Raw genomic sequence first — 26784 nt, forward strand, 5'->3', positions numbered from 1 at the left:
GCCTAGAGCTCAACTTAAGGGGGCGAGGTAAAGAGGGAATATCAAGTAGTTGAAAAAATGTCTGTCGTTTCCGTGCGTAGGCTGCCTACCGACAGACAAAGAATCGAGGGCTTTCACGGCCGAAGCCACGAGAATTCCGGCTAAAAGGCTAAGAAAAGCACCATCGGTGTTTTTCTTAGCCTTTTAGCCGGAATTCTCCCGACTCGGCCGTGAAGGTTTTGTATGCTTCAATTAATACAGCAGATACCCCCGCGGAAGGACGACGGGTTTTTAAGTTTTTCACGCTTTACCACGGGTGGGTAATGATAGAGGCCCCTTGTGTTAAGAAGCTTTGAAAGGAACAAGGTGAATGAAAGAGAAGCATCAACTTTACAGCCATTAGGGGTTTATGCTTAAGTTGACGCCTAGGCATTCTGCAGGCGGGAATCCAGTGCACAGGTTGCGCAGCGTGCCTGGATCCCGCCTGAGCGAGAATGACGAAGGCTAAAATTGAAATGACTGTGACTTGTGAGGAATGATATGATTGTGGGCTCCTCTCCTTGTGCAGAGGAGCAGCGGACGGGCGGCGCCGGAGATATATACAATTTTAAATTTTATTTTAGTGCGACCTTCTTCTAGAGTACTATGAATTTTGGAGAAATAAAATGCCAAGAGTAAAACGAGGAGTCACCGCAAGAGCGCGGCATAAGAAAATATTAACTAAAGCAAAAGGTTATTATGGCGCGCGAAGCCGAGTGTTTCGCGTGGCTAAGCAAGCGGTTATCAAAGCTGCCCAATATGCCCACCGGGATCGTAAGCAGCGTAAGCGCCAATTTCGCGCTTTATGGATTGTCCGTATTAACGCAGCCGCTCGAGAGCATGGGCTTTTATACAGCCGTTTGATCAATGGTTTAACGAAAGCATCTGTTGCCATCGATCGTAAAAACTTAGCGGAATTAGCGGTATATGATAAAGCCGCTTTTGGAAAATTAGCAGAAAAAGCTAAGCAGGTCTTAGCCGCTTAACGTTTAAACCAGTCAACCCCGCCAGACCGTCGTCCGAGGTCAAGTTGTGGATGACGGATAAATACAATGGCAAAGATGCAGAACCAATTAAACGCACTTTTACAATCTGCAAAAAAATCCGTTGCCGATGCTCAAAGCGAAATTATGCTTGAAGAGATTCGCGTTGATTATTTAGGAAAGAAAGGTATATTAACTGAGTTACTTAAATCCGTGGGGCAAATGCCGACTGATCAACGTCCTTTATTAGGAAAAGCCGTTAACGAAATTAAGTGTGAAATCCAGCAATTATTGAATGCAAAATTCACTCAACTTCGTGAAAAATCCCTCCAAGAAAAGTTAAATAAAGAAAAAGTTGACATCACCTTACGCGGTCGATACGACCACTTAGGCGCCATTCATCCAATCTCGCGTGTTGCCGAGCGCGTTTCTCAGTTATTTTCAATGTTAGGTTTTCAAATTGCCGAAGGCCCTGAAATTGAAAATGAATATTATAATTTTGAAGCGCTCAATATTCCGGCCGACCACCCGGCACGAACAATGGCGGATACCTTTTATTTTTCAGGAGACAAATTATTGCGAACGCATACCTCTCCTGTTCAGATTCGAGAAATGGAAAGGCAAGGCGTTCCGATTCGTTTAATTGCTTTGGGGCGCGTGTATCGCCGCGATTTAGATCAAACCCACACCCCGATGTTTCATCAAGTGGAAGGGTTAGTAATCGATAAAAGATCCACGTTTGCTAATTTAAAAGGGTTATTACAACAATTTTTAAATTGTTTTTTTGAAAAAGATGTTTGGCTGCGTTTTCGGGCCTCTTATTTTCCTTTTACAGAACCCTCTGCTGAGGTGGATATCTATCAACCACCCACAGATAAATGGTTAGAAGTTTTGGGGTGCGGCATGGTTCATCCGAATGTTTTGCGTAATGTTAATATTGATCCTGATGAATACAGCGGTTTCGCGTTTGGTATCGGATTGGATCGGCTGGCCATGCTGCGTTATGAAGTAACCGACCTGCGGTTGTTTTTTGAAAATGATTTACGATTTTTAGGACAATTTTAATGAAATTGAGCGAGCAATGGTTGCGTGAATGGGTGAACCCACCTGTGGACACCGAAAAGTTAACTGCCGAATTGACTATGGCAGGGTTGGAAGTCGCTTCCGTTAAACCGGCCGCACGGACGCTCGAGAAAGTTGTTGTTGGTGAAGTGATCGCAAGAGAAAAACACCCCAATTCGGACCGCTTGTCGGTTTGTCGCGTTGACGTTGGCGAAGGCGAGCCCTTAGAAATTGTTTGCGGTGCGTCTAACGTTCGCACTGGTTTAAAAGTGGCAGTCGTTTTAGCAGGCGGCGTTGTTGGTGATTTGAAAGTTAACAAAACTAAATTGCGAGGAGTGGTTTCCAATGGAATGATTTGTTCCGAGCGCGAAATGGGATTGTCCGAGCAGCATGAAGGAATTATGAAATTACCCCCAGATGCACCCATTGGAAGAAATATCCAGGATTATTTAATGCTGGACGATTATATTCTCGATATTGAATTAACATCGAATCGTGGAGATTGCGCCAGTGTGCGCGGCATCGCACGCGAAGTGGGAGCTATTAATCGTTTGCCGATAAAAGGACTGAATTTAGCCACGGTTTCGGCAGCAATTAATGATGTTTTCCCGGTTGAAGTCAAAGCGGAGAAGGCATGCCCCCGTTATATAGGTCGTGTGATTCGTGGTGTTGATAGCCATTCGCAAACACCCCTTTGGATCTGTGAGCGACTACGGCGGAGCGGTTTGCGCACCATTCACCCGGTTGTAGACGTGATGAATTATGTCATGTTGGAATTGGGGCAGCCCCTCCACGCGTTTGATTTGAGTCGATTGGTAGAAGGAATTGAAGTCCGCTTTGCAAAAGCTGACGAAAAAATTACTTTAATCGATGAAACCGAAATTGCGCTCACGGAACGCATGCTAGTTATCGCAGATAAAAGTCGCCCCCAGGCATTGGCAGGGGTTATGGGTAGCGCTAATTCTGCCGTTAATGAAAAAACCGAAGCTATTTTTTTAGAAAGCGCTTATTTTTCACCGGGTGAAATTGCTTTGACAGCGCGCTATTACGACATGCAAACGGATTCTTCTTATCGCTTTGAGCGTGGTGTTGATTTTAAACTTCAAACGTTAGTAATGGAACGCGCCACTGAATTATTGATCCAAATTACCGGTGGTTCCCCAGGCCCACTTATTGAAGTGTGCAGTGAAACTCATTTGCCAATAATTCCAAGAATTATTCTGCGTCCTGAACGAATCAAACGGCTCCTCGGTATTAAAATTAACGAGGACGAAGTTTCGAAGCTTCTTGAATTACTGGGCATGAAGGTGGTGAAAGAAAAAAATAATTGGGTTGTTACCGCTCCTAGTCATCGCTTTGATATTAAGGGAGAAGCTGATTTGATCGAGGAGTTAGCGCGTTTGTACGGTTACGATCGGATTCCTCAACTTATGATGGAAGGGGAATATACCATTCCCCCCTTTTCAGAGACCCAACTGTCGTCGGCTCGGTTGCGTTGTTTAATGACCGATCGGGGTTATCACGAAGTGGTGACCTATAGTTTTGTCAATGACGAGTTGCAGACTTTGCTTAATCCTGAAGTCACATCCATTGCTCTTTCTAACCCACTTACAGTTGAAATGAATGTCATGCGGACCAGTTTGTGGCCGGGGTTAATCCAAGTGCTCAAATACAACCAAGCGCGCCAAATTCATCGAATCCGGCTTTTTGAAATAGGCATGTGTTTTAACGCAGCAGGTAATGAATGGCAACAAGTGACAGAACTAGGCGGCTTAGTGGCAGGCGATGTACACAATCTCCAATGGGCCGAAAAGGAACGCCACGTCGATTTTTATGATATCAAGGGTGACCTCAGCGTGCTTTTCACTTTAACGCGCACAGAAGCCCATTTCCGCTTTGCCGAGAGACATCATCCTGCCTTAAACCCCGGCCAATCGGCTGCTCTCTATTACAAAGATCAATGTATTGGCTATTTAGGAGCTTTGCATCCTGAGTTGGTTGATCAGTTGGAGTTAACAACGGTTCCTTTTCTTTTTGAAATGGAATTGGATGCCATTAAGACTTCAATTTTGCCAAAATACCATCCTCTATCGAAATTTCCTTCGATTCGTCGAGATATTGCTATTGTGGTTGATCGGGATCTGCCGGTGGGAAGTATTGAAGAAGAAGTCAAATCAACAGCCGGGCAATTATTGATCATCACACAAGTTTTTGATATATATGAGAGCGGGGAACATATTGAATTTGGGAAAAAAAGTGTAGCCTTGGGGTTGACGTTTCAAGACCCTTCACGCACTCTAATAGATGAAGAAGTAAAACAAATCATTGAGCGCGTGCTCACCGCTTTAGAGCACAAGTTCGATGCAAAATTGAGGACATAGTCCGATGGCACTCACTAAAGCCGATCTTTCTGAACATTTGTTTAATGTAGTGGGGTTAACTAAGCGGGAAGCCAAAGACCTTGTTGAATTATTTTTTAAAGAGATTAGTCGCTCTTTAGAGCGGGGTGAACCGGTAAAATTATCCGGATTTGGTAATTTCAATTTGCGCGACAAAGGCGAACGACCTGGCCGTAATCCGAAAACGGGAGAAGAAATTCCCATTACCGCTCGACGGGTGGTTACTTTCCGCGCCGGCCATAAACTTAAATCCAGGGTGGAGAAAAATGTCAAACCAAAAGAGGAAGGGGAATCCTAAACAGGACATCGACTTGTCCACGATCCCCGACAAACTGTATTTTAGTATTGGCGAAGTGAGCAAACTGTGTCAGTTGCGCCCTCATGTCTTGCGTTATTGGGAACAAGAATTCAGCCATTTGTCTCCTCTAAAGCGCCGCGGTAATCGCCGTTATTACCAACTGAAAGACGTTTTAATCATCCGAAAAATCCGCCACCTACTTTACGAGGAAGGCTATACTATTGACGGCGCCCGACAAAAACTATCCGAAGAATCTTCCAAAGATAAGCAAGAACACAAAGTTTGCGAAACGATGCGCCGAGCTGTCTCTGAACTTGAAAAAATTGCGGTGAGTTTGGAAGGTTATTAGCGATTACGAAGTTATACCTTTCCGAAAAAGCTAAGCAATTTGTGCGGGAATTTTCTTTAAAAAACAATAAATTAAATAAATATTATTGGCTATCGTCTCAAAATGATGCTAACTATAGAGATCTTATGAAAAAATCAATGACAAGGTGTTTCACCGTACTAGGTTCAGCCCTGCTGTGCCCATGTTCGTCCTGGTTGTCGCTTGGGGACCTGCAGCATAGATGCTCAGTTTATTAACCAATCCTATACATCAACCAATCCTATACATCTTTAACTATACAAAGTATACGCATCCGAGGAGAGCGAGGGCATCTCCATATAAATGGCAAGGAGGTAGATTAGCACAGCCACTATTAATTCCATTCACTACTGCTCTGCCTCATGATGCTGTCAACTATAGCCAGACGGCCACAAAGACAGAGGGACACTGGGGGAGCTGGACGCCACATGGGATGACCGTGGAACAATGGAGATATACAACAAAGAAAATAATTTTTGTGCTACGTTAGTCGTTCACTCCCATCAAAAGAGGCTGGCGGGAACTTGTCACCGCTTTAGAACGTTAACTTTTTCTGATGACAAGTGCTCCGGTGTGGATATTTATATGTATGGTGAAAGATACACTGTGGTTGAAGACAAGAAGTGAATTCGCTTACAGGGTTAAGTTAGAAACCGTCATCCTTCTGTTTTGAAGGGCGTCAGGTGAAGGGCTCGGCTATCATAATGAAGCTCAATAGCTTCTATAGCTGCTAAGGCGTAACCGCCATTAAAAATTTTTTTTAAGAGAATTGTAGTAGATTAACTCAGCGATATTATAATTGAGACTCAGTTCGGGGCGTAGCGCAGCCTGGTAGCGTACTTGCATGGGGTGCAAGGGGTCGCAGGTTCAAATCCTGCCGTCCCGATTAAAATAAAGTCTTGGAGATTAACTTACGACGGTTGATGAGGGGAGAATTCGTGAATTAAATTCCTTTCAATGCTATAATCTTTTAGTAAGATTTAGTTCCCTAGTGAGGTGAGCTTGTGGCACGTCAAACAGCTACTACATAAATGTATTCCCGAGGACAAATAGTTATCCCGGAAGAAGTCCGAGAACAATCTTGATAAATTTCATTTTTCCTTAAAGTTTGATCAAAATATAAAACGACACTGAAACTAAGGTTGATTAGCATAGTTTAAAATTGTCTTCGAGTCTTTTTCCACGTAACGAATAGTGGTGCTGAGCAAATTAACTTTATTTTTTATCATGATTTCTTGTGAAAAAATCATGAAGACTGTGATACAGTCTATTAGGAGTGTAATATCTCTACAAGCAATCCGGATGATTTTTTTGATGGTGCTGGACGGCAAATTCTATGGGAAGTCGCATGGCATTATTGGGAGTAAAATTATTATGGTATTTTTCGTTAAACCCTATCCTTTCAAACTTCCATAATTCATATTTTCGTTTATTAGAATAACGAGCCAAATTAAACAGCGGCTTAATAACAAAATCCATACTCTGGATTAATTAGTTTTTTTGAGTTTTTCATACTTGGCGTGACTATTTGAAAAAGTGAATAATAACACCTTATTTAAAAAGGTTTTATCGGGCACAATCGATAATCGGCCAAGAAATAAAGCGTTTTCCTTGTTGGGCAATATATCGTCTTTAAATTTTTGACTTAAATTTGGAATATCGATCGATTGCATTTTGGATTTTAATATATTGTCCGGAACGAGCTGTATTGCCACATCAGATGTCACTCCCAGTAATCTATATCCACCGATCGTTACTCGCCACAGTTCAGCATTTTCATGAGGCGAAACTTTCACGATCTTTCCATTAGCTAAGACTAAATGAAACGCAACAATTGTATTGATGAGGGGCTTCATCTGAAATCAAGCCCGTGGGTATTCACACTCAATGAGCCTCCCACGGTAAAAATGCCTGACGATTGCATAACGCCGATAGCAAGTTGATACGGATTGATCATTACTTGCAGTTGATTTCAGGTGATACCTGGCTGTACTGTAACCTGTATTTTTCTAGTGTCAATTTTTAGGACGTGATATAAGACAACGTGTCGAGCGCAATACTTCCCTGAATAAGCGTTTGTCCACCTTGGCATGCTGATTTCAAAGAATAGTAATGTGCTTATGAAGTCGCTTCACTCGTTGTATGGCTTTTAAAATATCATTGAGTTGATAGGCATGAAGCACCTCGTGCATACTCGAGGGATTAATGAATCCTTTATCATCCAAAACGGCGGCTTGAGCAGAAATGACATGAGTTGTTAGAACAGATGCGTATATAACAAATGCTATGAATCGTTGAGGTGGCTTCCAAAAGAAATACATAGTTGTCCTTAATAATTTCGGCCCGCGAACAAATGATAGAATAAAATGAATGAAAAATCAGCCTTGCGGGAGGACGGGGGCTTTGGAAGGTGTCAAGCTAGCTCATATAAAATCCCACAAAGAATTTTAGTGACAATGTAGCGAGTTTAGAAAGTGTTGTAATCTCTTAATTCCATAGTATCGCTAGTTCCGTTTCGTGGAAAGTTTTGGGTGATAATGGATGGATAAAGAAACGGCTTATTGTCTTGTTTAAAGAAAAGCAAATTCGGCGTATTTGGCATAACGAAGAGTGCTGGTTTAGTGTAAGTCAATGTTTGTGCAGCTCTTACTGAAAGTGTTAATACTGGCTCCTACTTGGCGTAAGTTAAAACAGTGCCTGCTTAAGGAAGGTAGTGAGATCGTGACAAATTGTCACGGCCTGAAATGGCCTGCTGCGGATAGAAAATATTATGTAACTGATTGTTCTAATACCGAAGGCATGCTACGTATTATCCAATCCACACTTTCTCCAAAGGCAGAGCCTTCAAGTGTTGGTTAGCGAAAGTTGGCTACGAACGGATTCGGGAGATTGAAAATTGGGCATTGGCGTAAGAGCGTAAGAAACCGAGAGGTATGCCAGAAAACAAAAAAGTGGCATGTCGCGGCGGCAAAGTTGCTGGGAATGTACGTAAAGACAGTGAAAGAGAATTGGGCAGAAGTGTTGTTACTCATGAAAATCATTTAGAAAGTATAGAAAAAATTGAAAAAGAGAGAAATAATGAATAAGTGTGGAGAATTTTCCAATTTCAGCCCTCAATAATAGAACAGTTTATTTCTAATAACCTAAGACGGCCTCGCGGGAGGATGGCGGGCTTTGGGAGGTGGTCAAGCTAGAAGCTAGCCCGCTAGCCCACACAAAATCCCGACAAAGAATTTTAGCCACAATGTGGTGAGTTTAGGGAGTGTTGCAATTTCTCAATTCCATGGTACCGAGGGAGGGACTCGAACCCTCACGGTGCTGCCACCACCGGATTTTGAGTCCGGCGCGTCTGCCAATTCCGCCACCTCGGCTGGGTCAGCTTCTGGCGAGGTAGTATAGCATTACTTTCTAATTAAACTCAAAAATTCTGAGCGGTTGCGGTCGTCTTTTCGGAAGGTGCCGAGCATGACCGAAGTGGTCATTTCTGAATTTTGTTTTTTAACGCCGCGCATCATCATGCAAAGGTGTTTTGCTTCGATGATAACGCCGACGCCTTTTGCTTCCGTCACGCTTAATATGGCTTCTGCGATTTGTTTGGTGAGATTTTCTTGTACTTGGAAGCGCTTGGCGAACATATCGACAATGCGAGCCAGCTTTGAGATGCCAATTATTTTTCCGCTGGGAAGGTAAGCGAGGTGACACCGGCCAATGAAAGGCAATAAATGGTGCTCGCAGAGCGAGTAAAGCTCAATATCCTTGAGGATAACCATCTCGTCCATCCCAGATTGGAATACCGCCTTTTTGATAACCGATGGGAGCTTTTCATGATAGCCTTTGGTGAGGTGTTCCAAGGCTTTTTCATAGCGTTTAGGTGTATCCCTTAAGCCTTCCCGGTTCGGGTCTTCCCCTAATGCTATCAATATCGCTTTAACATGGTCTGCAATAGTATTACTCATAATATTTTCCACTATCCCGGCGGCCAGTGCATTTGGCGACCGCCCAAGAGATGAAGATGAATATGAAAGACAGTCTGTCCGCCGTTTTGATTGCAATTCATCACGAGACGATAGCCGTCCACTGCTATATTTTTATTGTGGGCTAATTGAGTAGCGATAACCACCATGTGCCCCAAAAGATTCTCATTGCCGGGTGTGATATCGTTTATCGTTTCAATATGGCGGTGGGGAATGACAAGAATATGAATAGGCGCTTGTGGTGCGGTGTCGTTGAAAGCGACCACTTGCTTATCTTCGTAAATTAATTCGCCTATTTCGCCTTTTGCAATTTTGCAAAATATACATGCCGTCAATGGATTCGCCATTCGATTAAATTTTCTTTGTTATTCCTAATAGAAGCAGGAGTAACAGGATTGTCTACTGGAGCAGCCGGGCTACCCTGCAATTTGATGGTTTTTAGTGTTAATAGCAATGGTAACAATAAGATAAAGACAACAGCAATGGTTCTGAAGCCATCTAAAAATCCGAGCATGCTAGCCTGTCGTTGAAATTGAATGCCTAACCGAGAGATACCAACGGGGTCCATAAAAGGGAGTTTTTGAAAAGTAAACCAGTTGTGGAAATTAGTATTAAAAACGTTAATATGTGTTGTCAAAAAATGCCAATGAATTTGCGTTGTTTGGCTGACGAGCGTGCTTAGTAAGGAAACGTTAATGGAAGTGCCTAGCATTCGTGAATAACTATAAAGACCGGCCGCTTCGGTGATATCTTTTAGGGGAAGTGTGGCTAAAGAATAAGTTGTTAAAGGTACCATTAAAAAACCCATTCCGAATCCCAGAATGGTATTATTTATTAAAAATTCCTGCATCGTTGAATTTAAGTTAACGCCGGCAAATAGAAGCGCTCCGTAAAAAGAGCACAATATACCAACAGTTAAAATAATTTTTATATTTAAACATCTCATTAAAAAAGGCACAAACGTCATTACAACGGTCCCGCCAATACCTAAAGGCGCTATAGTCCAACCTGCAGTGACGGCTGGATAATTAAATAAACGCTCCAACATAATGGGCTCTAACGTAATTAATGCATACATCGAGCCTGCAAATAAGGCCAGTGCTAAACAAGAAATTTTAAAATTACGGTCTTTAAATATCTTTAATTTAATTACTGGATAACGATGGATTAAACTCCGGATAATAAAGAAAATGAGACAAAAAATAGCGGTAATAAATAAAGCTAAGATTAAATTGGAATTTAGCCAATCATTTTCGTTGCCTTTGTCGAGAAAAACTTGTAAGGCTCCAACGCCGGTGATCATTAATAATAATCCGCCCCAATCAATGCGCTGATAGTGACGTTCGCTCGATGGAATGACAAACAGCGTTAACATTAGCCCGAGTAAACAAATCGGCATATTGATATAAAAAATCCAGCGCCAGTTCATATGTTCTGTAATAAAGCCGCCTAAGGCAGGCCCGAAAACGGGCGCCGCCATAATGCCAATACCCCAAATAGCCATTGCTTTACCTTGTTCTTCTAAAGGAAAGGTCTCTCTTAGTATGGATTGAGATAGAGGAATCAAAGAAGCGCCGAAAATCCCTTGGAATATGCGAAAAAAAACGATTTCTGGCAGTGATTGTGCGATTCCGCATAAAAAAGAGGTAATCATAAACCCGGTGATATTAATTAAAAGCAATTGTTTTTCGCCGAGTCGGTTGCTAAAAAAGCCCGTGAGGGGAAGCATAATGGCAGAGGCAACCACGTATGAAGTCAATACCCACGTTATCTGATTTTGATTCGCGCTCAACGATGACATCATGTTGGGTAAAGCGACGTTCACGATAGTGGTATCCAATACTTCCAGAATGGCTACCATCATAATGGTCACGATAATTGACCATCGTCGAGAATAAAGGATTTCGTTCTTTGTCAGTGCCGTTGTATTCATTTATTTCAGAGAGGTTGTGTCTATAGTAACCATGCTACTGGCGCCAAAACGGAGAGGATAGCCCGATTTGCGTTCGGTAATAATGACCTTAACTGGAAAACGCTGAGTGACTTTAACCCAATTACCGCTGGCGTTTTCAGGGGGTAGCAAGGAAAAACTACTACCACTGTCTTTGTTAACATCTACGACTTTGCCGATAAATATTTGATGAGGGTACATGTCTAGCTTGATGGTGGCTTGTTCGCCAGTGTGGATACGAGCCAGTTGGGTCTCTTTAAAATTGGCTTGAGCCCACCAGATATGGTCTTCGATTAAAGCGAACAAAGGTTGGTAAGCGCTTACTACATCGCCGTGCCGTAAATTAAAATTAGCGATGTAACCTGAAGTGGGGGCGAAAACGCGAGTGTATTGCAAATCTAATTTGGCTGTTTCGACGGCAGCTTGCGCTAGACGCAATTGGGCGTTTTTGTCGCCTAATTCACCACGTTTTTCAATCATTTCTTCCAATTGGTTTTGTGCTGCATTCAGGGCAGCTTCAGCAACATGTAAATTTTTAATAGCTAGATCACCGTCCGAGCGAGAAACGAATTGCTTTTTCATTAAGGTGAGTATACGTTTTGTTTCCAGACGTGCATGGGTGAGTTCTGCTTTTCTTTCTAGCACGGTGGCCCTAGCGGATTTTACTGCCATATCAGCTGCTTGAATTTTTTGTCGGGTAGCATCTTGTTGCGCTTGCGCCTTATTAAGCTCGATGGTAAACGGCGCTGGGTCAATGGTGAATAGGAGTTGTCCTTTTTGGACATGTTCTTCATTACGAACATCGATCTTGCTTACGGTCCCGCTAACCCGAGAAGCTACGTTAATAACGTCAGCTTGGATGTAGGCGTCATCTGTGCTGGGGTAGCGGTTTTGATGTTGCGAGTAAAAATAACCGCCGATGGAAAGAATCGCGATTATCAGAAAAGGCAGAATCACTTTAACAAATTTTTTTATCATTGTGATCAGTATCATATCACAGGGGGGCGTGGGGGTGAACGGCGGCTTCCAATTACTTTTATAGTTCCTGTGGACAAAATTCCATTTTACTAGACTTATCGTCAATAATGGATAATCGGCTGCGGCTTTGTTGTGTTAAAATATGCCTAATGGTGTTATTGATTGATTTAATTGATAAAAATTTACCGCTCAAAAAGATAGCTTGAATATGAATCATTATTTACAGTTAATGGGTATTGATGTATGGCGTTTGCGAACGCCTGTTTCAAATCACTATTACCATTATGATTTGCTAGATACTCAAGATAGGCAAGTCGGAGTGTTGCTAGCTGATGCGGTATTGAAAGATGAAAAAGAAAGCCAACTCGTTGAGAAAATTGCAAAGGCAACAAAAAAACAGATTAGAGGAGGGCTTAGAGAAGGGGCCCCAAACTCCGAGAAATTAGAGAAATCCGTCATTATTTTGTTAGGGAATCACGTAACCCAATCTTTTTCTCAAGTGAACTTTCCGCAGATAATTACAAGTTATTCGCCGGCAGAATTACTGCGCGACGGCGATCTCAAGCCAAAGACGTGGGATGCTTTAAAAAAAGCAATTCGGTTAATGGAAGCGTGAAAATTCGAAACTTGATTAAGGATGATGTTCCGCAAGTGTCGGAAATTGCTGAAGCAGCGATGCCATTTCCGTGGTCGGAAAAGATCTTTTATGATTGCTTAAAAAGCAATTATTATGGATGGGTTATGGAGTCTAATCATCATCTAGTGGGCTTTATTGTTATTTTGATGCAGGAAAAAGAGTGTCAATTAATGAATATCGCCGTAATACCTCGCTATCAACGAAAAGGCGTTGCCAGTCAATTATTACAACACGCTCTTGATTACGCAAAAATAGAACATATGGCGCGGTTGTTTAGAAGTACGAAAATCTAATAGATCCGCTATCGAATTTTATGAAAAGGCAGGAGGTGTAGAAATTGGTATACGAAAAAATTATTATCCCACGGAAAAAGGTCGGGAAGACGCGTTAGTGTTTATTTTAAATATCTACGCGGATTAAAAACAGACGCTTTAACACCGTGAGATCATTGGCTTGTTCCCTAATTTTTTACCCTCTCGTGGGAGTAGGCCTCATTCCTGGATTTTCTTTTGACCGATTTTTTTCTTAAAAAATGTGAAAATAAATCGTTTTCTTTTCTGGGGTGATCTTTCATTACTTTAGGAATTTCTGTAACGGTAAAGGCGGCTCCAAGGAAATGCTGACTTTGTGAGTGTGACTCATTTTTGAGAGCTCGTTCTGCTAATTACGCTAAGCCAGTGGTGAGAATTTCTTCAGGCTGGGTTTTGCCTCAGGTGATAATCCCAATGCCGAAAGCGGATGAATATCATGATGTTCTTCATTCTCATATTGGACAGCTGCTTTTTGCAATTCTTCATTTTCTAAAAGAGTATTTGATAATTCATCATGATGCAATTCGTTTTCGGCTATTTCTTCTTCATTTTCACACCTATGCTGGCCTCTATGTTGAGATCTTGCTGAAATAAAAGATTTATGCCTGGATTTAATTGTAAATTCTGGGGATTGCTCGGGTTTAAGGGATGATAAATATTATTAATAATACTCGGATGGTTTGGAGGAAGATTGTTTAATGCTTGTGGAAGTGTGACTACTTGATTAATAATATGTTTTTGGCAGTACCCAATCAATTGATTCATTCGGTAAAAACTTCCAGTAGATATTCTGTAAAGCTCTCTCATAAGCGTTGGATTCCGAGTTAATTGGCGATATAACTGTCCCTCATTACGCCATTGATGTGGTTGTAATTGACTGCATCGGTGAGTTTCGGTCAAGATTTCTTTGAGAGCTCTTTTTGAAAAGCCATACGATGGGCGAAGGTTCATAAAATTTCCCGTGGTTGTCAAAAGTCAACGATAGAGAACAGTATAACCAATAGACCTTAAAATAGACTTAAAGAATTTGTTACCATAACGTTTTATTGGAATAGCGACAGGACGGAAATCCAATTATACTCAGGGACGATAAACGGCGGAAAATGAGCGAAAGCCATGGTTAAATACTGGAAATCCGGTCTTTTTATAGCTTTTGTAGCTGTGCTTGGCTTTTATTTTGCCTTCAGTTCAATGGGGGCGCGAGCGGCTAAAACGGCGCCTGTGGTGGCTCAGCCTGTTTCCGTTGATGTCACGAAAGTCAAAACGGCCGATATCCCTAACACCGTCAACGTCCTTGGCAGCCTATCGGCAGTCAAAGTGGTTACCATTAGCGCAGAATCGGATGGCCGCATCGCTGAAATTCATTTCAAAAGTGGACAAGAAGTCGATATGGGAATGCCTATTGTTCAACTCGATAACGCCCGAGCACAGGCTGATTATCAGTCAGCCGTAACTGCCATGAAGCTTGCCCGAACAAAATATGAACGCTCAAAACTGCTCTTAAATCAAGCGATTTCCCAACAGGAGTTGGCGGCATTGAAAGCCGACATGGAGAGCAAAGAAGCTTCTGTTCAGAGTAAATTAGCAGCGTTAAGTGAAAAAGTCGTTAACGCGCCCTTTTCCGGTGTTCTCGGTGCTTTTCAGGTCCAGGTGGGTGATTATGTGAAAGCGGGGGATCCGCTGGTGACGTTAGTTAACACCTCCCAATTGAGGGCTGATTTTCAAGTGCCTGAGAACTTTTTACCGGAGTTAAAGCAAGGCCAGTTAGTCACTATTACCACGGGAACTTACCCGCAGAGAACGTTTTACGGCACCGTTAGCTTTATTTCTCCAACGGTGAGCTCGGATACCCGTTCGATCTCCATTCAAGCTCTTGTGCCCAATGATAAGGGATTACTTTCCCCTGGCATGTTTGTTCATATCTCGCAGCAAATTTCGGTAGCGAAAAATGCGCCAGTAATTCCCGAAGAAGCGATTCAGGCCGACATGAAGGGATATTACGTTTATAAAGTCGTTGGCGATAAGGTTGGACAAACCTACATTAGGGTAGGAACGCGCGTGGATAATCAAGCGCAAGTGCTAAGCGGATTGAGCATCAGCGATACCATCGTTGTGGCAGGACAGCAAAAATTGGATGATGGAAGTGTCATTAAAGTTCAGAAAGATTCATAGTTGATTCATGAAATTATCCGAGATTTGTATTCGCCAACCGGTGTTAGCTATTGTACTGAGTTTAATTTTGGTGGTGTTAGGCGTCGTTGCTTTTCAACGTCTTGAATTGCGTTTTTTTCCGAAATTGGAATTACCTATCTTAACCGTAGTCACCACTTACGATGGCGCAAGCGCTCAGCCTATGGAAAGACAAGTCACCACCCAAATTGAAAACGCTCTCTCCGGAGTAGATCAGATTACCTCGATTAGCTCCACAAGTTACCCCGGTTCGAGCTATGTGACGGTGTTATTCCAACTCGGAGGCAATTTTGAAGAAGAAGCGAGCGCAGTACGCGACAAAATATTTGCGATTCGCGATCAATTACCACCCAATGCTAATCCACCGACCATTACGGTTGGGACCAAAGGCAATCCGGTTTTGGGCGTCGGTTTTATTGATCCGCAAAAATCATCGGCTGATATTCGTGATTACGTGGAACGCACGGTTCAACCGGCTTTACGTCAACTGTCTGGCGTGGGGGAAATTGATATTTTGGGAGCGAGTGATTATGCCATGCGAATTTGGCTAAATGCTTCTAAAATGGTGGCGCATCAAGTGACAGTGACCGACGTTAAAAACGCCTTAACAGCTAATAATATTTATTTTCCAGCCGGTTCTATTCAAGAACCCAAGCGAAATTACAGTATTGTTTCACATACTCAATTAAAAGACGCTACGGCGTTTGGAGATATTATTATTAAAAATAACGATGGAGGAACCGTTCGTTTAAATGATATCGGCCATGCCGAGCTTGGCTATCGCAGCTTGTACGAAGCGCCGATACGCATTAATGGACAAAATGGCATTGAACTTTTAATCAAGCCATTGCAAGGAGCCAATCCGATTACCGTGGCATATGAAGTGAAACAAGCGCTCGTGGTGATCCAGAAAAATTTACCGCCGGAAATGAAAGGCAGGGTTAATTACGACGTCTCCACTTTTTTAAAGTCGTCGATTGAAGAAACTTTTTATGCGATGGGTGAAGCGGTTCTTTTAGTTATTTTCGTTGTGTTTTTATTTTTGGGTTCTGCTCGAGCAGCCAGTATTCCGATTATTACAATTCCCGTCAGTTTAATTGCCGTTTTTGCTTTTATTAAATTATTTGGATTCACTATTAACACGATGTCGCTGCTTGGCATTGTATTGGCGATTGGTTTGGTGGTGGATGATGCGATTGTGATGCTGGAAAACATTCATCGCCATATTGAAGAAGGAATGACGCCTCTTCAAGCGGCGATTAAAGGAAGTCGCGAAATTTCATTTGCGATTATTGCAATGGCACTTACGTTGGTGGCGGTTTACGCGCCGGTAGGATTTGTGCAAGGGTTTACGGCTGAATTATTTAAAGAGTTTGCATTCACGTTAGCGGCTGCCGTTGTTATTTCCGCCTTTATTGCGCTTACCTTATCACCGATGATGTGTTCTCGTATTCTATTGCCGCGTACAAAAGACTCGAGGCTGAGTATTACTATTGAGCGCGCATTTTCGCAACTGACCGGCTTTTATCAACGCTTTTTAAAATTTGCTTTAAATAAACGACGCCTTTTTATTGCAGGTTTGCTGGTGATTTCGGGCGCTGGGTATGTGTTGTTTATTGACCTTCCTTCGGAGTTGATTCCTAAGGAAGACATCGGCTTAATCCAAGTCAGCGTGACATCGCCTTCTGGTGCGAGTTTAAATTATACCAACCAATACGCCGAACAAGTTGAAAAGATTATCCAACAAAACTCCGCAGTGGCCAGTGTAATGAGTCAAGTGTCCACGACAAGCGTTAATATCCGCGCCACTTTAAAACCGTGGGGGGAACGTAGAGAAACTACGGCTCAAGTGATCGCTGATTTAAATCCTAAATTAGCAGCCATTCCTGGTGTTGATGCGACAGCTTATATTCCCGATGTGGTTAATTATGGATTACAAGGAAATGACATCGATTTGAATTTTATGACGGCTGGTGATTATACGGATTTGCTTGATCCCATCAATAAAATGATGAAGGTTTTAAAGCACTATCCCGGGGTGACGGATCTTCACACAAATTTAAAATACGATACTCAGCAATATGCGATCACGATTAAGCGCGATTTAGCGGCCGTATTAGGCGTGAATATTCATGATATTGCCGATACAGTGAGCGCAATGATGAGTGGAAATCATTGGACCGATGTGCAAGCGGGGAATAAAAGCTACGAAGTGGTTGTCCAGATGGACAAACAAGATTTAACAGATTTTAATGCACTTAAGAAGCTCTATGTGCATAGCAACAATAAAGCAGATGCGAACAAAGGGAATTCAATCCCGGTTTCTAGTCTTATTGATTTAACACCTACCGTTGGGCAAGGAAGCTTTACGCATTTTAATCGCTTCCGTTCTGGAAGCATTTCAGCGCGTCTGGCTCCGGGATATTCTGAAAGCCAGGTGATTGATTACATTAAAGCGCATGTACCGTTTGTTATGACTTCAGGTGTGCATTATGCCTTTTCAGGGAAAGCAGCGCAGTTTTTACAATCTTCAAAAAGCATGATTGGCATTATCTTAATGTCACTTATTTTTATTTACCTCGTGTTATCAGCACAATTTGGCAGTTTTCTCGATCCCTTCGTCATTTTATTAGCTGTTCCATTGTGTATGGTGGGTGGTTTATTATCGTTAAAATCAACGGGCGGGACGCTGAGTATTTATTCTCAGATCGGACTTGTTACGTTGATTGGCATGATTAGTAAGCATGGGGTTTTGATTACGCAATTTATAAACGATCTTCGAAAACAAGGAATGGCGATGCAAGAAGCTATCCTCCGCGGGGCGATGATTCGCTTGCGCCCCGTCTTAATGACCACGCTTGCGATGGTATTTGGCGCACTACCTTTAGCTTTGGCGACCGGACCAGGTTCTGTTGGTCGTCATCAAATTGGTTGGGTGATCGTTGGTGGTTTGTTATTTGGAACCTTCTTTTCATTAATTGTCGTTCCTATTGCTTATTCCTACCTCGGCCGATTCAAAATTAGAATTACAGGGAGAGAGTAATCTGCCTTGGATTTTCTTTAGAATCCGATATAGTGCTCCTTAATGCAGTCTATTAACGTCGTTAAACATAACTTACCCGGAGCAATTTTAAGCGTTTGTAAATCGGGAAACCGTATTCATCATTATTGTTTCGGGTATGCAGATATTAAAACCAAGCAAAGTTTATCTGATAAGCCTATTTTTCCCATTGGCAAAATCACACACTTATTCACGGCTGGCATTATTTTAAAACGGCTGGAGGAAGGAGTGGTGGACTTAGATGCTCCCTTGGCCGTGTGTTAAGCCATCAACATCGTTTAGACGGCGGACGATTAAAGTTGCTGGTAGATCTTCTTTATCCTTATTTAAAACCGCTGACACTCCGTGAATTGTTAAACCATACTTCTGGCCTTCCTTCTTACGATGAAACAATGGCCTATCAGAAAATGTTTATGGCGAAGCCGAATAAGGTATGGCAGGCCGAGGGGTATTTGGATTTAATTACGGGCTCAAGTGTTCGGTATCGACTGGGATACGAGTTACCGGTGCGAGGTATCTTTAGCGATTCCGCTACAAATTACATTATTTTATTGCGGGTTTTGTTCTTGAAGCAGAAACCGGTCGTAAATCTTCGCAGCAAATGCGGGAGCTGTTTGATTTGATGGACTTGAAGTCCACTTATTATTCTTCTTACGGCGTTCTTGGTAAAAAGTTACTGCCTCGGTTAGCGCATGGTTATCTACCCATTTCCCATCTTCATGCCGTTGCTTTTAATCATCTGCCAGTTCAGACTTACAACGGAAACCGTGAATTAGAAGCGTATGATGTCACGAGCGCTTACAATTTCAATGGACTCGGGGGCGAAGCCAGTTTGTCAACGACGACGGATCTTATTCGGTGGTTGCGCGCTTTGCTTGAGGGGCTCGTTTTAAAAAGCAGTTTTAAAAGCAGTTTTAAACAAATATTCGAAGTTGTTCCGGTGGACCCAAAAGCGGGCTCTCGAGAAGGCCAAGACTATTACGGACTCGGGGGATTTATAAAACGCGCTTACAACGCTGGGGGGCATCATCTGGAGCGCAGGGAATAGTTTTGGTTACGGCGTTTTAGTGGCGCATGTCATGGAACGAAATGTTACTTTTGCTTTAGCGGTTAACGTGAGTTGTAAACTCATTCATTTTCGTGAGCTTACCTTAGTGGCGGAAGTTTTTCAAGAAATATTGAAATGACTGTCTCCTCGTATTTTATGAGTTCCTTACAGGCTTTCAATACTCGCATATTGCGACTGCAATTTCTTCAAAGCGTTTTGCGTTTTTTCCAAAGAAAGCCACTCTTTTTCTATGATTTCTTGGGGTGCTCTTTCGAGATAATTAGGATTATCTAATTTCTTTAGCGATTTTTCTTTTTCTTTTTGTAGTTTGGAAATTTCCTTTTTGAGCCGAGCAATTTCAGTTTGTTTATCGATTAACCCTGCCAAGGGAATGTGAATTTCAAGACGCTCAACAATACCGGTTGCTGTAACAGAAAAAGAGTCATCAGGTTTTGCAAAGCGCAATTGACTCACTTTACCTAATGTTTTTATGTAGAATTCCATTTTGGCTATTTGCTTTTTATCTTTTTCATCGCCTTTTCCAAAAATAACAGGAATTCGTTTGGCCGGTGAGATGCCTATTTCCGCGCGTAAAGTACGAATAGTAGTAATGACATTTTTAACCCATTCAATTTCAACTTTAGCATCATAATTCATTTCGTGGGTATTGAATTGAGGCCAACTCTCCACCATAATGTTTTTCCCTTCCCTTCCTGCAAGGGGCGCGACAGTTTGCCAGATTTCTTCGGTAATAAAGGGCATGATAGGATGCAGCAGACGCAGGAGAATTTCTAACACTTCGAGTAGAGCCACCCGGGTACCCCGAAGTTCAGCGGGTTTTGCTTGCTCATCGTAGAGGATACACTTAGCAAATTCCACGTACCAATTGCAATATTCATTCCACGTAAATTCATATAACGTTTGCGCGAGTAAGTCGAAACGATATTGGCTAACTGCTTCTTCCGCATTTTTAATAGTTTGTTGTAAGCGGGTCCGAATCCATTCGTCGGCCGCGGAGTAGCTTAACGGTTTTTCAGGATTTAAATCTTTTTCTTGAGTATTCATAGTGACAAAACGAGCAGCATTCCAAATTTTATTGCAAAAATTACGATAGCCATCAATTCGTCCCATATCAAAATTAATATCGCGACCCCGACTGGCTAGCGCGCAAAAAGTAAAACGCAATGCATCGGTGCCAAAGCTCGCAATTCCGTTGGGGAATTCTTTGCGCGTCATTTTTTCGATAGTTTTGGCCATTTTGGGCTGTAGTAAAGCGTGGGTCCGCTTCTCAATTAAAGCATCAAGTGAAATTCCATCGATAATGTCGATGGGATCGATAACGTTGCCTTTCGATTTTGACATCTTTCGGCCTTGGCTGTCTCGAATAAGGCCGTGGATATAAACGGAATGAAAAGGAATTTTATGAGTGAATTTTAGCCCCATCATCACCATTCGCCCGACCCAAAAGAAAATTATGTCAAAGCCAGTGACTAAGACTTGAGTGGGATAGAAAGCTTTAAAGCTTTCGGTTTTTTCTGGCCAGCCCAATGTTGCAAAAGGCCAAAGACTGGCAGAGAACCAAGTGTCAAGAACATCCGTTTCTTGTTGTAATTTTACGTCAGGAGATAAATGGTATTTTTTTAAGATTTCTTCTCGAGAGCGACCGACATAACTATTTTTTTCTTCATCGTGCCAAATAGGAAGGCGATGTCCCCACCATAATTGGCGACTGATACACCAATCCTGAATATTGCTTAACCATTGCAAATAAGTTTTTTTCCAATTTTTGGGAATAAATTTTAATTCGCCGTTTTCCACTGCTTCCATCGCCGGCTTTGCTAAGGCTTCCATTTTTATAAACCACTGATCTGTTAATAATGGTTCAATGATGACGCCGGATCGTTCCCCGTGAGGAACGGGAACGCGATAGGGTTCTCTCTTTTCTAACAAATTTTCCCGTTGAAGGTCGGCGATAATTTTTTTTCGGGCTTGAAAGCGTTCTAATCCGCGGTAAGGTTCGGGGACGTTCTCGTTTAAATAGCCTTCTGAGGTGAGTATATTAATTAAAGGCAGTTGGTGGCGTTGACCGATTTCGTAATCATTAAAATCATGACCAGGGGTGATTTTAAGGCTGCCCGTTCCAAATTCTTTATCGACCGCTTCATCAGCAATGATGGGAATACTACGATCGGTGAGTGGGAGACAAACCTTTTTACCAATGAAACGCTGATAGCGTTCGTCTTCTGGGTGTACTGCGATGGCAACATCGCCTAATAAAGTTTCTGGGCGAGTGGTGGCAATGATTAAATGTCCAGAATCCTCAGCCAAGGGGTAACGAATATGCCACAAGTGTCCTTCCACTTCTTCAGTAACGACTTCGAGATCAGAAATGGCGGTATTGAGTTTCGGGTCCCAATTGACGAGGCGCTTACCTCGGTAAATTAATCCTTCGTGATGGAGGCGGATGAAAGCTTCAGTCGTGGCCCGGGAGAGTCCTTTGTCCATGCTAAAACGTTTTCGGGACCAATCGATGGAGACGCCTAGACGGCGCATTTGATGGGTAATTTTACTGCCTGAATGTTCGCGCCATTCCCAGACCCTCTTAATAAAAGCTTGCCGCCCTAAATCTTCTCGTGTTAAGTCTTCTTGGGCGAGTTGTTGTTCAACGACCATTTGCGTGGCGATCCCAGCATGATCCGTTCCTCCTTGCCATAGTGTCCGTTCGCCTTTCATTCGATGATAGCGAATGAGAGTGTCCATCAGAGTTTGCTGGAAGCCGTGGCCCATGTGGAGCGTGCCAGTAACGTTAGGCGGTGGCAGCATAATGCAGTATGGGCTTCCTTGAGCGGTGGGCTTGCTCAGTTGACGTTTTTCCCAGTAATCAGCCCATTTTTTTTCAATGGCTTTTGGATTGTAAGTTTTTTCCATGTTGTCATGCGCTCTGCTAAAATGACCCCAATTTGTAACTATCTCTCGTCATTACCGCTTTCGCAGGAACAATGAGCTTAGATACCAATGACGAGAGGTAAAATAATATCCCAGTTTTTAACATAAAAGGCATTGTTTGTCAGTGATTGTCTTTCGATACTTGTGTAAAGAGATTTTAGGCACGTTGTTAGCAACTACCTTGATTCTATTAATTATCTTCATGACGAATCAATTCGTCCATTATCTCAATGATGCAGCGGCAGGTAAGATCACGGTGAAGGTGGTAATGGAAATCATGTCCCTGCAGGTGCCTTTGTTGTTAGGTTATTTGTTACCGCTGGGTTTATTTTTGGGGGGTCTGCTCGCGCTTGGGCGTATGGCGGTGGATCATGAAATGGTTATATTAACCGCGTGTGGTGTGAGCCGCGCCAAAATCGTTGGAATGCTCATTGTATTAGCGACTTTTATTGGCGTTATCGTGGCTTGGCTGATGTTATCCGCTGAACCTAAAATGCAGTGGTATCGAGTGAAAATTTTAAAAGATGCGGTGGCTAGGGCTTCTTTAGAAAAAATCGTGCCAGACCGGTTTCAACCACTGAGTAGTAATGGTCAAGTTTTTTATGCAGGTGATGTTAATGACCATCATCAAAAAATGTTAAATGTTTTTTTGGCGCAAAGTGAAACTGCCGGCAGCAAACAACGTTGGGATTTAGTTTCAGCCAACCAAGCGTGGGAATATAGCACGGCTAAGGGGGAGCATTTTATTTTATTTAAAAATGGCTTTCGTTATGTGGGTATTCCGGGGGCATTAAAATACGACGTGATGAAATTTGTGGAATACGGTATTCGTCTAACTTCACCAGAAATGGATATCGCCTGGCGTGTGGATGCGATGCCTACTTCTAAGCTTTGGTATTTGCATAATAAAGACTTGAAAGCAGCGGCGGAATTACAATGGCGAATTGCAATACCTTTGTCGGTGTGGTTATTTGCTTTATTGATCGTTCCATTGAGTGAGTCCAACCCTCGAAAGGGAAAATTCGCACAGATGCTGCCGGCAGTTTTAATTTATATTGTTTATGCCAATTTCATGTTCTTGGGCCGAACATGGATTGAAGATGGCATTATTAGTCAATACATTGGATTATGGTGGATTCTTGGTTTGCTTTTGTTGCTAGCCGTTGGTTTGTTGTTTTTCCAATCGCGCTGGTGGTGTCAATTTCGGGCTAGCAGGAGAATAGCGTGTCGCTCTTAAATCGCTATATTTGTAACGCTATCATCACGGCGACGGCTCTTGTTATGTTGGTGCTTTTGGGCGTTGAGATGTTTATGGAATTTATCGGACAACTCTCCCAAATTGGATCAGTCCATTATGGCTTGGGGCAAGCGTTCTTGTATGTGCTTACTCAATTACCTTCGGATCTCTATCAATTATTTCCAATGACGGGATTTTTAGGTTGTTTAATCGGTTTAGGCCGTTTAGCTTCGAGTAGTGAATTAATGATTATGCGCACGGCCGGCGTTTCTATTGCCGGGATAACGTGGGCCGTTGTAAAAGCAGCGTTACTGATGATGGTGGTGATGACTTTTGTTGGGGAAGTTATTGCGCCCCAGTTAGAAGCGAGCGGTGAAGAAACGAAACTGACCGCGCTTTCCAAAGCAGTCGGTTATAAGGCCTTAGGAGAAGTTTGGCTGCGTGGTGCTCAGTCGTTTATTCACATTGGATCTGTCGATGCTAAAAATAAAATCAGCGGGGTGAGCCAATTTTTTATTAACGATAAACACCAATTATTATCCGCTATTTACGCGCCCAAAGGAGAATACGTGAAAGGACACTGGATTTTATATAATGTTAAACAAACGCAGTTTTCTCGTAATCGAACAACAGAAAAGAAAATGGCTAAATTCCCTTTAACCATTGTCTTTAATCCTGATCACTTACAACAGGAGCGGAAGATGGTCGATCGACAATCCATTGTGGGTCTTTATCATACCATTCGTTATCGTCAGCAAGCGGGATTACAAACGAGCCGCTATGTGTTTGCGTTTTGGCAACGCTTTATCCAGCCGTTGACAACGGTGGTGATGATTTGTTTGGGAGTGCCTTTTATTTTTGGCTCGCTGCATCAAGCCAGTATGGGCTCGCGAATTTTAACAGGGATTGTTGTTGGATTCGTTTTTTATATGCTAAACCAGTTTTTTGGGCCATTTGCGATGCTTTATCAGATTCCGCCTATTTTTGCAGCGTTAATGCCGACCGTGTTATTTGCTGTAGGTTGTGTTATTCTCGTCCGTTTTCGAGGTGTTAGATGTCAGTAGAGAAACAAACGGTAATGCGTCGGACATTTGCAATTATTTCGCACCCCGATGCCGGTAAAACCACTTTAACAGAAAGATTGCTGCTTTTTGGCGGTGCTATTCAGCTTGCCGGAACGATTAAAAGCCGCAAGGCGGCTCGTCATGCCACTTCTGATTGGATGGAGTTCGAAAAACAGCGGGGTATTTCCATTACGACTTCGGTGATGCAATTCCCCTACAAAGATTATTTAATTAATTTATTAGACACCCCTGGTCACGCGGATTTTACTGAAGATACGTATCGTACATTGACAGCCGTAGATTCTGTGTTAATGGTGATTGATGCGGCAAAAGGTGTTGAACCGCGCACAATTAAATTGATGGAAGTCTGCCGACTGCGCCATACGCCGATAATGACTTTCATTAATAAAATGGATCGGGACGCGCGCCCTTCGATTGAATTGTTAGATGAAATTGAATCTATTCTTCGTGTTCATTGCGCCCTGATGACCTGGCCGATTGGTATGGGGAAATATTTTAAAGGGGTTTATCACTTAATAGAGGATGCCATTTATCTTTATCAGCCGGGAAAACATGAACGCGTGGGTGAGAGCGAACGGATAGAAGGACTTAATAATCCTGAATTAGATAAAAAGTTAGGTGATTTGGCTTCGGAATTGCGTAACGAAATTGAACTTATTAAAGGAGCGAGTCATCCTTTTGAGCGAGAGCGTTATTTGAAAGGGGAATTGACGACCGTATTTTTTGGTTCGGCTATCAATAATTTTGGTGTGGGTGAGTTATTAGATGCTTTTGTTAAAGAAGCGCCGCCGCCACAAGGCCGAGAAACGAATTCGCGCTTGGTTAAACCAGAAGAGAAAAAATTCAGCGGTTTCGTTTTCAAAATTCAAGCGAATATGGACCCTGCTCATCGCGATCGCATTGCTTTTTTACGTATTGCGTCAGGACAATATCAAAAGGGCATGAAGGCTTATCATGTCCGTTTAAAAAAAGAAATTCAAATTAATAACGCATTAACTTTTATGGCGGGCAAACGCGAAAATGCAGAGGAAGCATGGCCAGGTGACATTATTGGGCTTCATAATCATGGAATGATTCAAATTGGTGATACCTTTACGCAAGGCGAACGATTTAAATTTACAGGTATTCCCAATTTCGCCTCCGAGTTGTTTCGTTTAGTCCGTCTTAAAGCCCCTTTAAAACAAAAAGCATTATTGAAGGGGTTGACTCAACTATCGGAAGAGGGCGCTACTCAACTTTTTCGACCGCTTGATAGCAATGAATTAATTTTGGGAGCGGTGGGCTTATTGCAATTTAGTGTTGTTGCTTATCGTTTAGAGAATGAATATAACGTGAAATGCGTTTATGAACCTGTGAATGTGGTAGCGGCGCGTTGGGTTATTTGTGATGATAAAGCTGTTTTAGAAAGATTTAATCAGGAACAATCGCGTAATTTGGCTTACGATGGTGGCGGACATCTTACTTATTTAGCGCCTTCGCGAGTGAATTTAGAAATTACAATGGAGAAATGGCCGGAAATTCAATTTAGTGAAACTCGAGAGCATTAGATTAATGAGAGAGAATGAATACCTATAGAGTCCACAAATAATTAAAAATGTCGTTAACCTCGCCTTACTGATGGCTGGGTCGCGTTTGATTCAAACGTTGAGTTGCTTTATCGGCATGCTTATGCTTGTATGATTGCGACATTCCATCTTACGTCAGTATGTTGGTGACATCAACATAAGTGACGATCATTGTTATCTTTATTTCCCTTTTATTTTCCATGAGCGTTGTCGTTGCGCAGGCCTATGGCGCAAAAAAGTATGATCAGGTAGGCACCCATTCTTTAGCAATGGCTGTATACTAACGCTCATTCTTTCAATTCCGTTAATTATTTTATTTTTAGTAGCTGATCGGATTTTATTAGCCTTCGGTCAATTGCAGGAATTGGTTATATACGTCAAACATTATTTTCAGGCATTGATATGGGGAACGCCGGGATTTGTTCTGCTGGCCGTATTGCAACAAGTACTTTATGGTATGTCTCTCGCGCTATGGAGTCATTGGATTTCGTATCGTCTCTACCTTCGTTTTTTTAATCGGTGCTTTGTTAGTGCTGTGGCGATGGTCAGAACGGGTAAAAGAAAGAATACAGCCAATTGTCGTGAAAGCAGCAGAGATTAATCACTCCTGTGCCTATAGAAAAAGGTCAGCCATTAGCTTCTGTTGATCAAGAGGGAAATAGCCAACTGGTGAG

The 26784-nt window shown here is 42.4% G+C and carries 22 protein-coding genes, 2 tRNA genes and 4 pseudogenes; 18 read left to right on the forward strand and 10 right to left on the reverse strand.

Translation table 11 applies throughout. From position 1 onward, the window contains the following. Nucleotides 1-644: 644 nt before the first annotated feature. The 7 genes from rplT to OWO34_RS03795 all read left to right on the forward strand — a co-directional run bounded on the left by rplT (nucleotide 645) and on the right by OWO34_RS03795 (nucleotide 6013). A complete protein-coding gene (gene rplT / locus OWO34_RS03765) occupies nucleotides 645-1004 on the forward strand; it encodes a 50S ribosomal protein L20 (protein WP_267256599.1) in 360 nt (119 codons plus the stop codon). 75 nt (nucleotides 1005-1079) lie between these two features. Continuing rightward, on the forward strand, nucleotides 1080-2066 hold the full coding sequence (pheS, locus tag OWO34_RS03770) for a phenylalanine--tRNA ligase subunit alpha (RefSeq protein ID WP_267256617.1): 987 nt from the start codon (nucleotides 1080-1082) through the stop codon (nucleotides 2064-2066). Beyond that, entirely contained in the window at nucleotides 2066-4444 is a 2379-nt protein-coding gene (gene pheT, locus OWO34_RS03775; protein WP_267256600.1) for a phenylalanine--tRNA ligase subunit beta, read from the forward strand. Before pheS ends, pheT begins: the two co-directional genes overlap by 1 nt. A 4-nt stretch (nucleotides 4445-4448) precedes the next feature. Beyond that, nucleotides 4449-4760 (forward strand): integration host factor subunit alpha, encoded by a 312-nt coding sequence (locus OWO34_RS03780; RefSeq protein WP_267256601.1) that lies wholly within the window; start codon nucleotides 4449-4451, stop codon nucleotides 4758-4760. Nucleotides 4761-4773: 13 nt separating this feature from the next. Further along, nucleotides 4774-5109: a MerR family transcriptional regulator gene (locus OWO34_RS03785; RefSeq protein ID WP_267256618.1), complete on the forward strand. Its 336-nt coding sequence runs from the start codon at nucleotides 4774-4776 to the stop codon at nucleotides 5107-5109. 465 nt (nucleotides 5110-5574) lie between these two features. Further along, on the forward strand, nucleotides 5575-5754 hold the full coding sequence (locus OWO34_RS03790) for a hypothetical protein (RefSeq protein WP_267256602.1): 180 nt from the start codon (nucleotides 5575-5577) through the stop codon (nucleotides 5752-5754). Between the two features lie 185 nt (nucleotides 5755-5939). Next, nucleotides 5940-6013: transfer RNA gene (locus OWO34_RS03795), tRNA-Pro, on the forward strand. A gap of 601 nt (nucleotides 6014-6614) precedes the next feature. Here the strand turns inward: OWO34_RS03795 and OWO34_RS03800 are convergent. Both OWO34_RS03800 and OWO34_RS03805 read right to left on the reverse strand, forming a co-directional pair. Next, nucleotides 6615-6923 (reverse strand): hypothetical protein, encoded by a 309-nt coding sequence (locus OWO34_RS03800; RefSeq protein WP_267256603.1) that lies wholly within the window; start codon nucleotides 6921-6923, stop codon nucleotides 6615-6617. Nucleotides 6924-7226: 303 nt separating this feature from the next. After that, complete coding sequence (locus tag OWO34_RS03805; protein WP_267256604.1) at nucleotides 7227-7448, reverse strand: hypothetical protein; 222 nt, start codon at nucleotides 7446-7448, stop codon at nucleotides 7227-7229. Nucleotides 7449-8060: 612 nt separating this feature from the next. On the opposite strand from OWO34_RS03805, the gene OWO34_RS03810 reads away from it, so the two are divergent. Continuing rightward, complete coding sequence (locus OWO34_RS03810; RefSeq protein WP_267256605.1) at nucleotides 8061-8213, forward strand: hypothetical protein; 153 nt, start codon at nucleotides 8061-8063, stop codon at nucleotides 8211-8213. A 198-nt stretch (nucleotides 8214-8411) separates the two neighbouring features. On the opposite strand, the gene OWO34_RS03815 is transcribed toward OWO34_RS03810, so the two are convergent. From OWO34_RS03815 to OWO34_RS03835, 5 genes and pseudogenes are all read right to left on the reverse strand, one after another. Further along, a tRNA-Leu gene (locus OWO34_RS03815) sits at nucleotides 8412-8498 on the reverse strand. 30 nt (nucleotides 8499-8528) lie between these two features. Further along, nucleotides 8529-9095, reverse strand: coding sequence for a GTP cyclohydrolase I FolE (gene folE / locus OWO34_RS03820; RefSeq protein WP_267256606.1), 567 nt, complete (start codon nucleotides 9093-9095; stop codon nucleotides 8529-8531). Continuing rightward, nucleotides 9095-9436 carry a histidine triad nucleotide-binding protein gene (locus OWO34_RS03825; protein ID WP_267256619.1) on the reverse strand — a complete coding sequence of 114 codons (342 nt, stop codon included), beginning with the start codon at nucleotides 9434-9436 and terminating at the stop codon, nucleotides 9095-9097. Before OWO34_RS03825 ends, folE begins: the two co-directional genes overlap by 1 nt. A 16-nt stretch (nucleotides 9437-9452) precedes the next feature. Then, nucleotides 9453-11034 (reverse strand): annotated as a pseudogene (locus OWO34_RS03830) (DHA2 family efflux MFS transporter permease subunit). Beyond that, nucleotides 11035-12030, reverse strand: a complete 996-nt coding sequence (locus tag OWO34_RS03835) for an HlyD family secretion protein (RefSeq protein WP_267256607.1) — start codon at nucleotides 12028-12030, stop codon at nucleotides 11035-11037. A 202-nt stretch (nucleotides 12031-12232) separates the two neighbouring features. Here OWO34_RS03835 and OWO34_RS03845 point away from each other — a divergent pair, with 202 nt between their 5' ends. After that, complete coding sequence (locus tag OWO34_RS03845; protein ID WP_267256608.1) at nucleotides 12233-12646, forward strand: uracil-DNA glycosylase family protein; 414 nt, start codon at nucleotides 12233-12235, stop codon at nucleotides 12644-12646. Next, nucleotides 12643-13087, forward strand: a pseudogene (gene rimI / locus OWO34_RS03850) (ribosomal protein S18-alanine N-acetyltransferase). The gene OWO34_RS03845 and the pseudogene rimI overlap by 4 nt, the downstream one beginning before the upstream one ends. Before the next feature lie 249 nt (nucleotides 13088-13336). On the opposite strand, the gene OWO34_RS03855 reads toward rimI, so the two are convergent. Both OWO34_RS03855 and OWO34_RS03860 read right to left on the reverse strand, forming a co-directional pair. Next, nucleotides 13337-13501 carry a hypothetical protein gene (locus OWO34_RS03855; RefSeq protein WP_267256609.1) on the reverse strand — a complete coding sequence of 55 codons (165 nt, stop codon included), beginning with the start codon at nucleotides 13499-13501 and terminating at the stop codon, nucleotides 13337-13339. Between the two features lie 11 nt (nucleotides 13502-13512). Then, nucleotides 13513-13743, reverse strand: a complete 231-nt coding sequence (locus OWO34_RS03860; RefSeq protein ID WP_267256610.1) for a hypothetical protein — start codon at nucleotides 13741-13743, stop codon at nucleotides 13513-13515. 351 nt (nucleotides 13744-14094) lie between these two features. Here OWO34_RS03860 and OWO34_RS03865 point away from each other — a divergent pair, with 351 nt between their 5' ends. The 3 genes and pseudogenes from OWO34_RS03865 to OWO34_RS03875 all read left to right on the forward strand — a co-directional run bounded on the left by OWO34_RS03865 (nucleotide 14095) and on the right by OWO34_RS03875 (nucleotide 19416). Then, nucleotides 14095-15150: an efflux RND transporter periplasmic adaptor subunit gene (locus OWO34_RS03865; RefSeq protein WP_267256611.1), complete on the forward strand. Its 1056-nt coding sequence runs from the start codon at nucleotides 14095-14097 to the stop codon at nucleotides 15148-15150. A 7-nt stretch (nucleotides 15151-15157) separates the two neighbouring features. Next, nucleotides 15158-18211 (forward strand): efflux RND transporter permease subunit, encoded by a 3054-nt coding sequence (locus tag OWO34_RS03870; protein ID WP_267256612.1) that lies wholly within the window; start codon nucleotides 15158-15160, stop codon nucleotides 18209-18211. 42 nt (nucleotides 18212-18253) lie between these two features. Next, a pseudogene (locus tag OWO34_RS03875) lies at nucleotides 18254-19416 on the forward strand (serine hydrolase domain-containing protein). Nucleotides 19417-19442: 26 nt separating this feature from the next. On the opposite strand, the gene OWO34_RS03880 reads toward OWO34_RS03875, so the two are convergent. Then, nucleotides 19443-22205, reverse strand: a complete 2763-nt coding sequence (locus OWO34_RS03880) for a valine--tRNA ligase (RefSeq protein WP_267256613.1) — start codon at nucleotides 22203-22205, stop codon at nucleotides 19443-19445. Nucleotides 22206-22341: 136 nt separating this feature from the next. On the opposite strand from OWO34_RS03880, the gene lptF reads away from it, so the two are divergent. The 5 genes and pseudogenes from lptF to OWO34_RS09745 all read left to right on the forward strand — a co-directional run bounded on the left by lptF (nucleotide 22342) and on the right by OWO34_RS09745 (nucleotide 26757). Continuing rightward, a complete protein-coding gene (lptF, locus tag OWO34_RS03885; protein ID WP_267256614.1) occupies nucleotides 22342-23460 on the forward strand; it encodes an LPS export ABC transporter permease LptF in 1119 nt (372 codons plus the stop codon). After that, nucleotides 23448-24524, forward strand: coding sequence for an LPS export ABC transporter permease LptG (gene lptG / locus OWO34_RS03890; RefSeq protein WP_267256615.1), 1077 nt, complete (start codon nucleotides 23448-23450; stop codon nucleotides 24522-24524). The genes lptF and lptG overlap by 13 nt, the downstream gene beginning before the upstream one ends. Beyond that, nucleotides 24515-26092, forward strand: coding sequence for a peptide chain release factor 3 (locus OWO34_RS03895; RefSeq protein WP_267256616.1), 1578 nt, complete (start codon nucleotides 24515-24517; stop codon nucleotides 26090-26092). Before lptG ends, OWO34_RS03895 begins: the two co-directional genes overlap by 10 nt. Before the next feature lie 70 nt (nucleotides 26093-26162). Further along, nucleotides 26163-26573, forward strand: a pseudogene (locus OWO34_RS03900) (MATE family efflux transporter); the annotation flags it as partial. Next, nucleotides 26563-26757, forward strand: a complete 195-nt coding sequence (locus OWO34_RS09745) for a hypothetical protein (protein ID WP_407647517.1) — start codon at nucleotides 26563-26565, stop codon at nucleotides 26755-26757. The pseudogene OWO34_RS03900 and the gene OWO34_RS09745, both read left to right, overlap by 11 nt. Nucleotides 26758-26784 lie beyond the last annotated feature (27 nt).

The sequence above is a fragment of the Coxiella endosymbiont of Ornithodoros maritimus genome (assembly GCF_907164965.1).
Lineage (GTDB): Bacteria > Pseudomonadota > Gammaproteobacteria > Coxiellales > Coxiellaceae > Coxiella.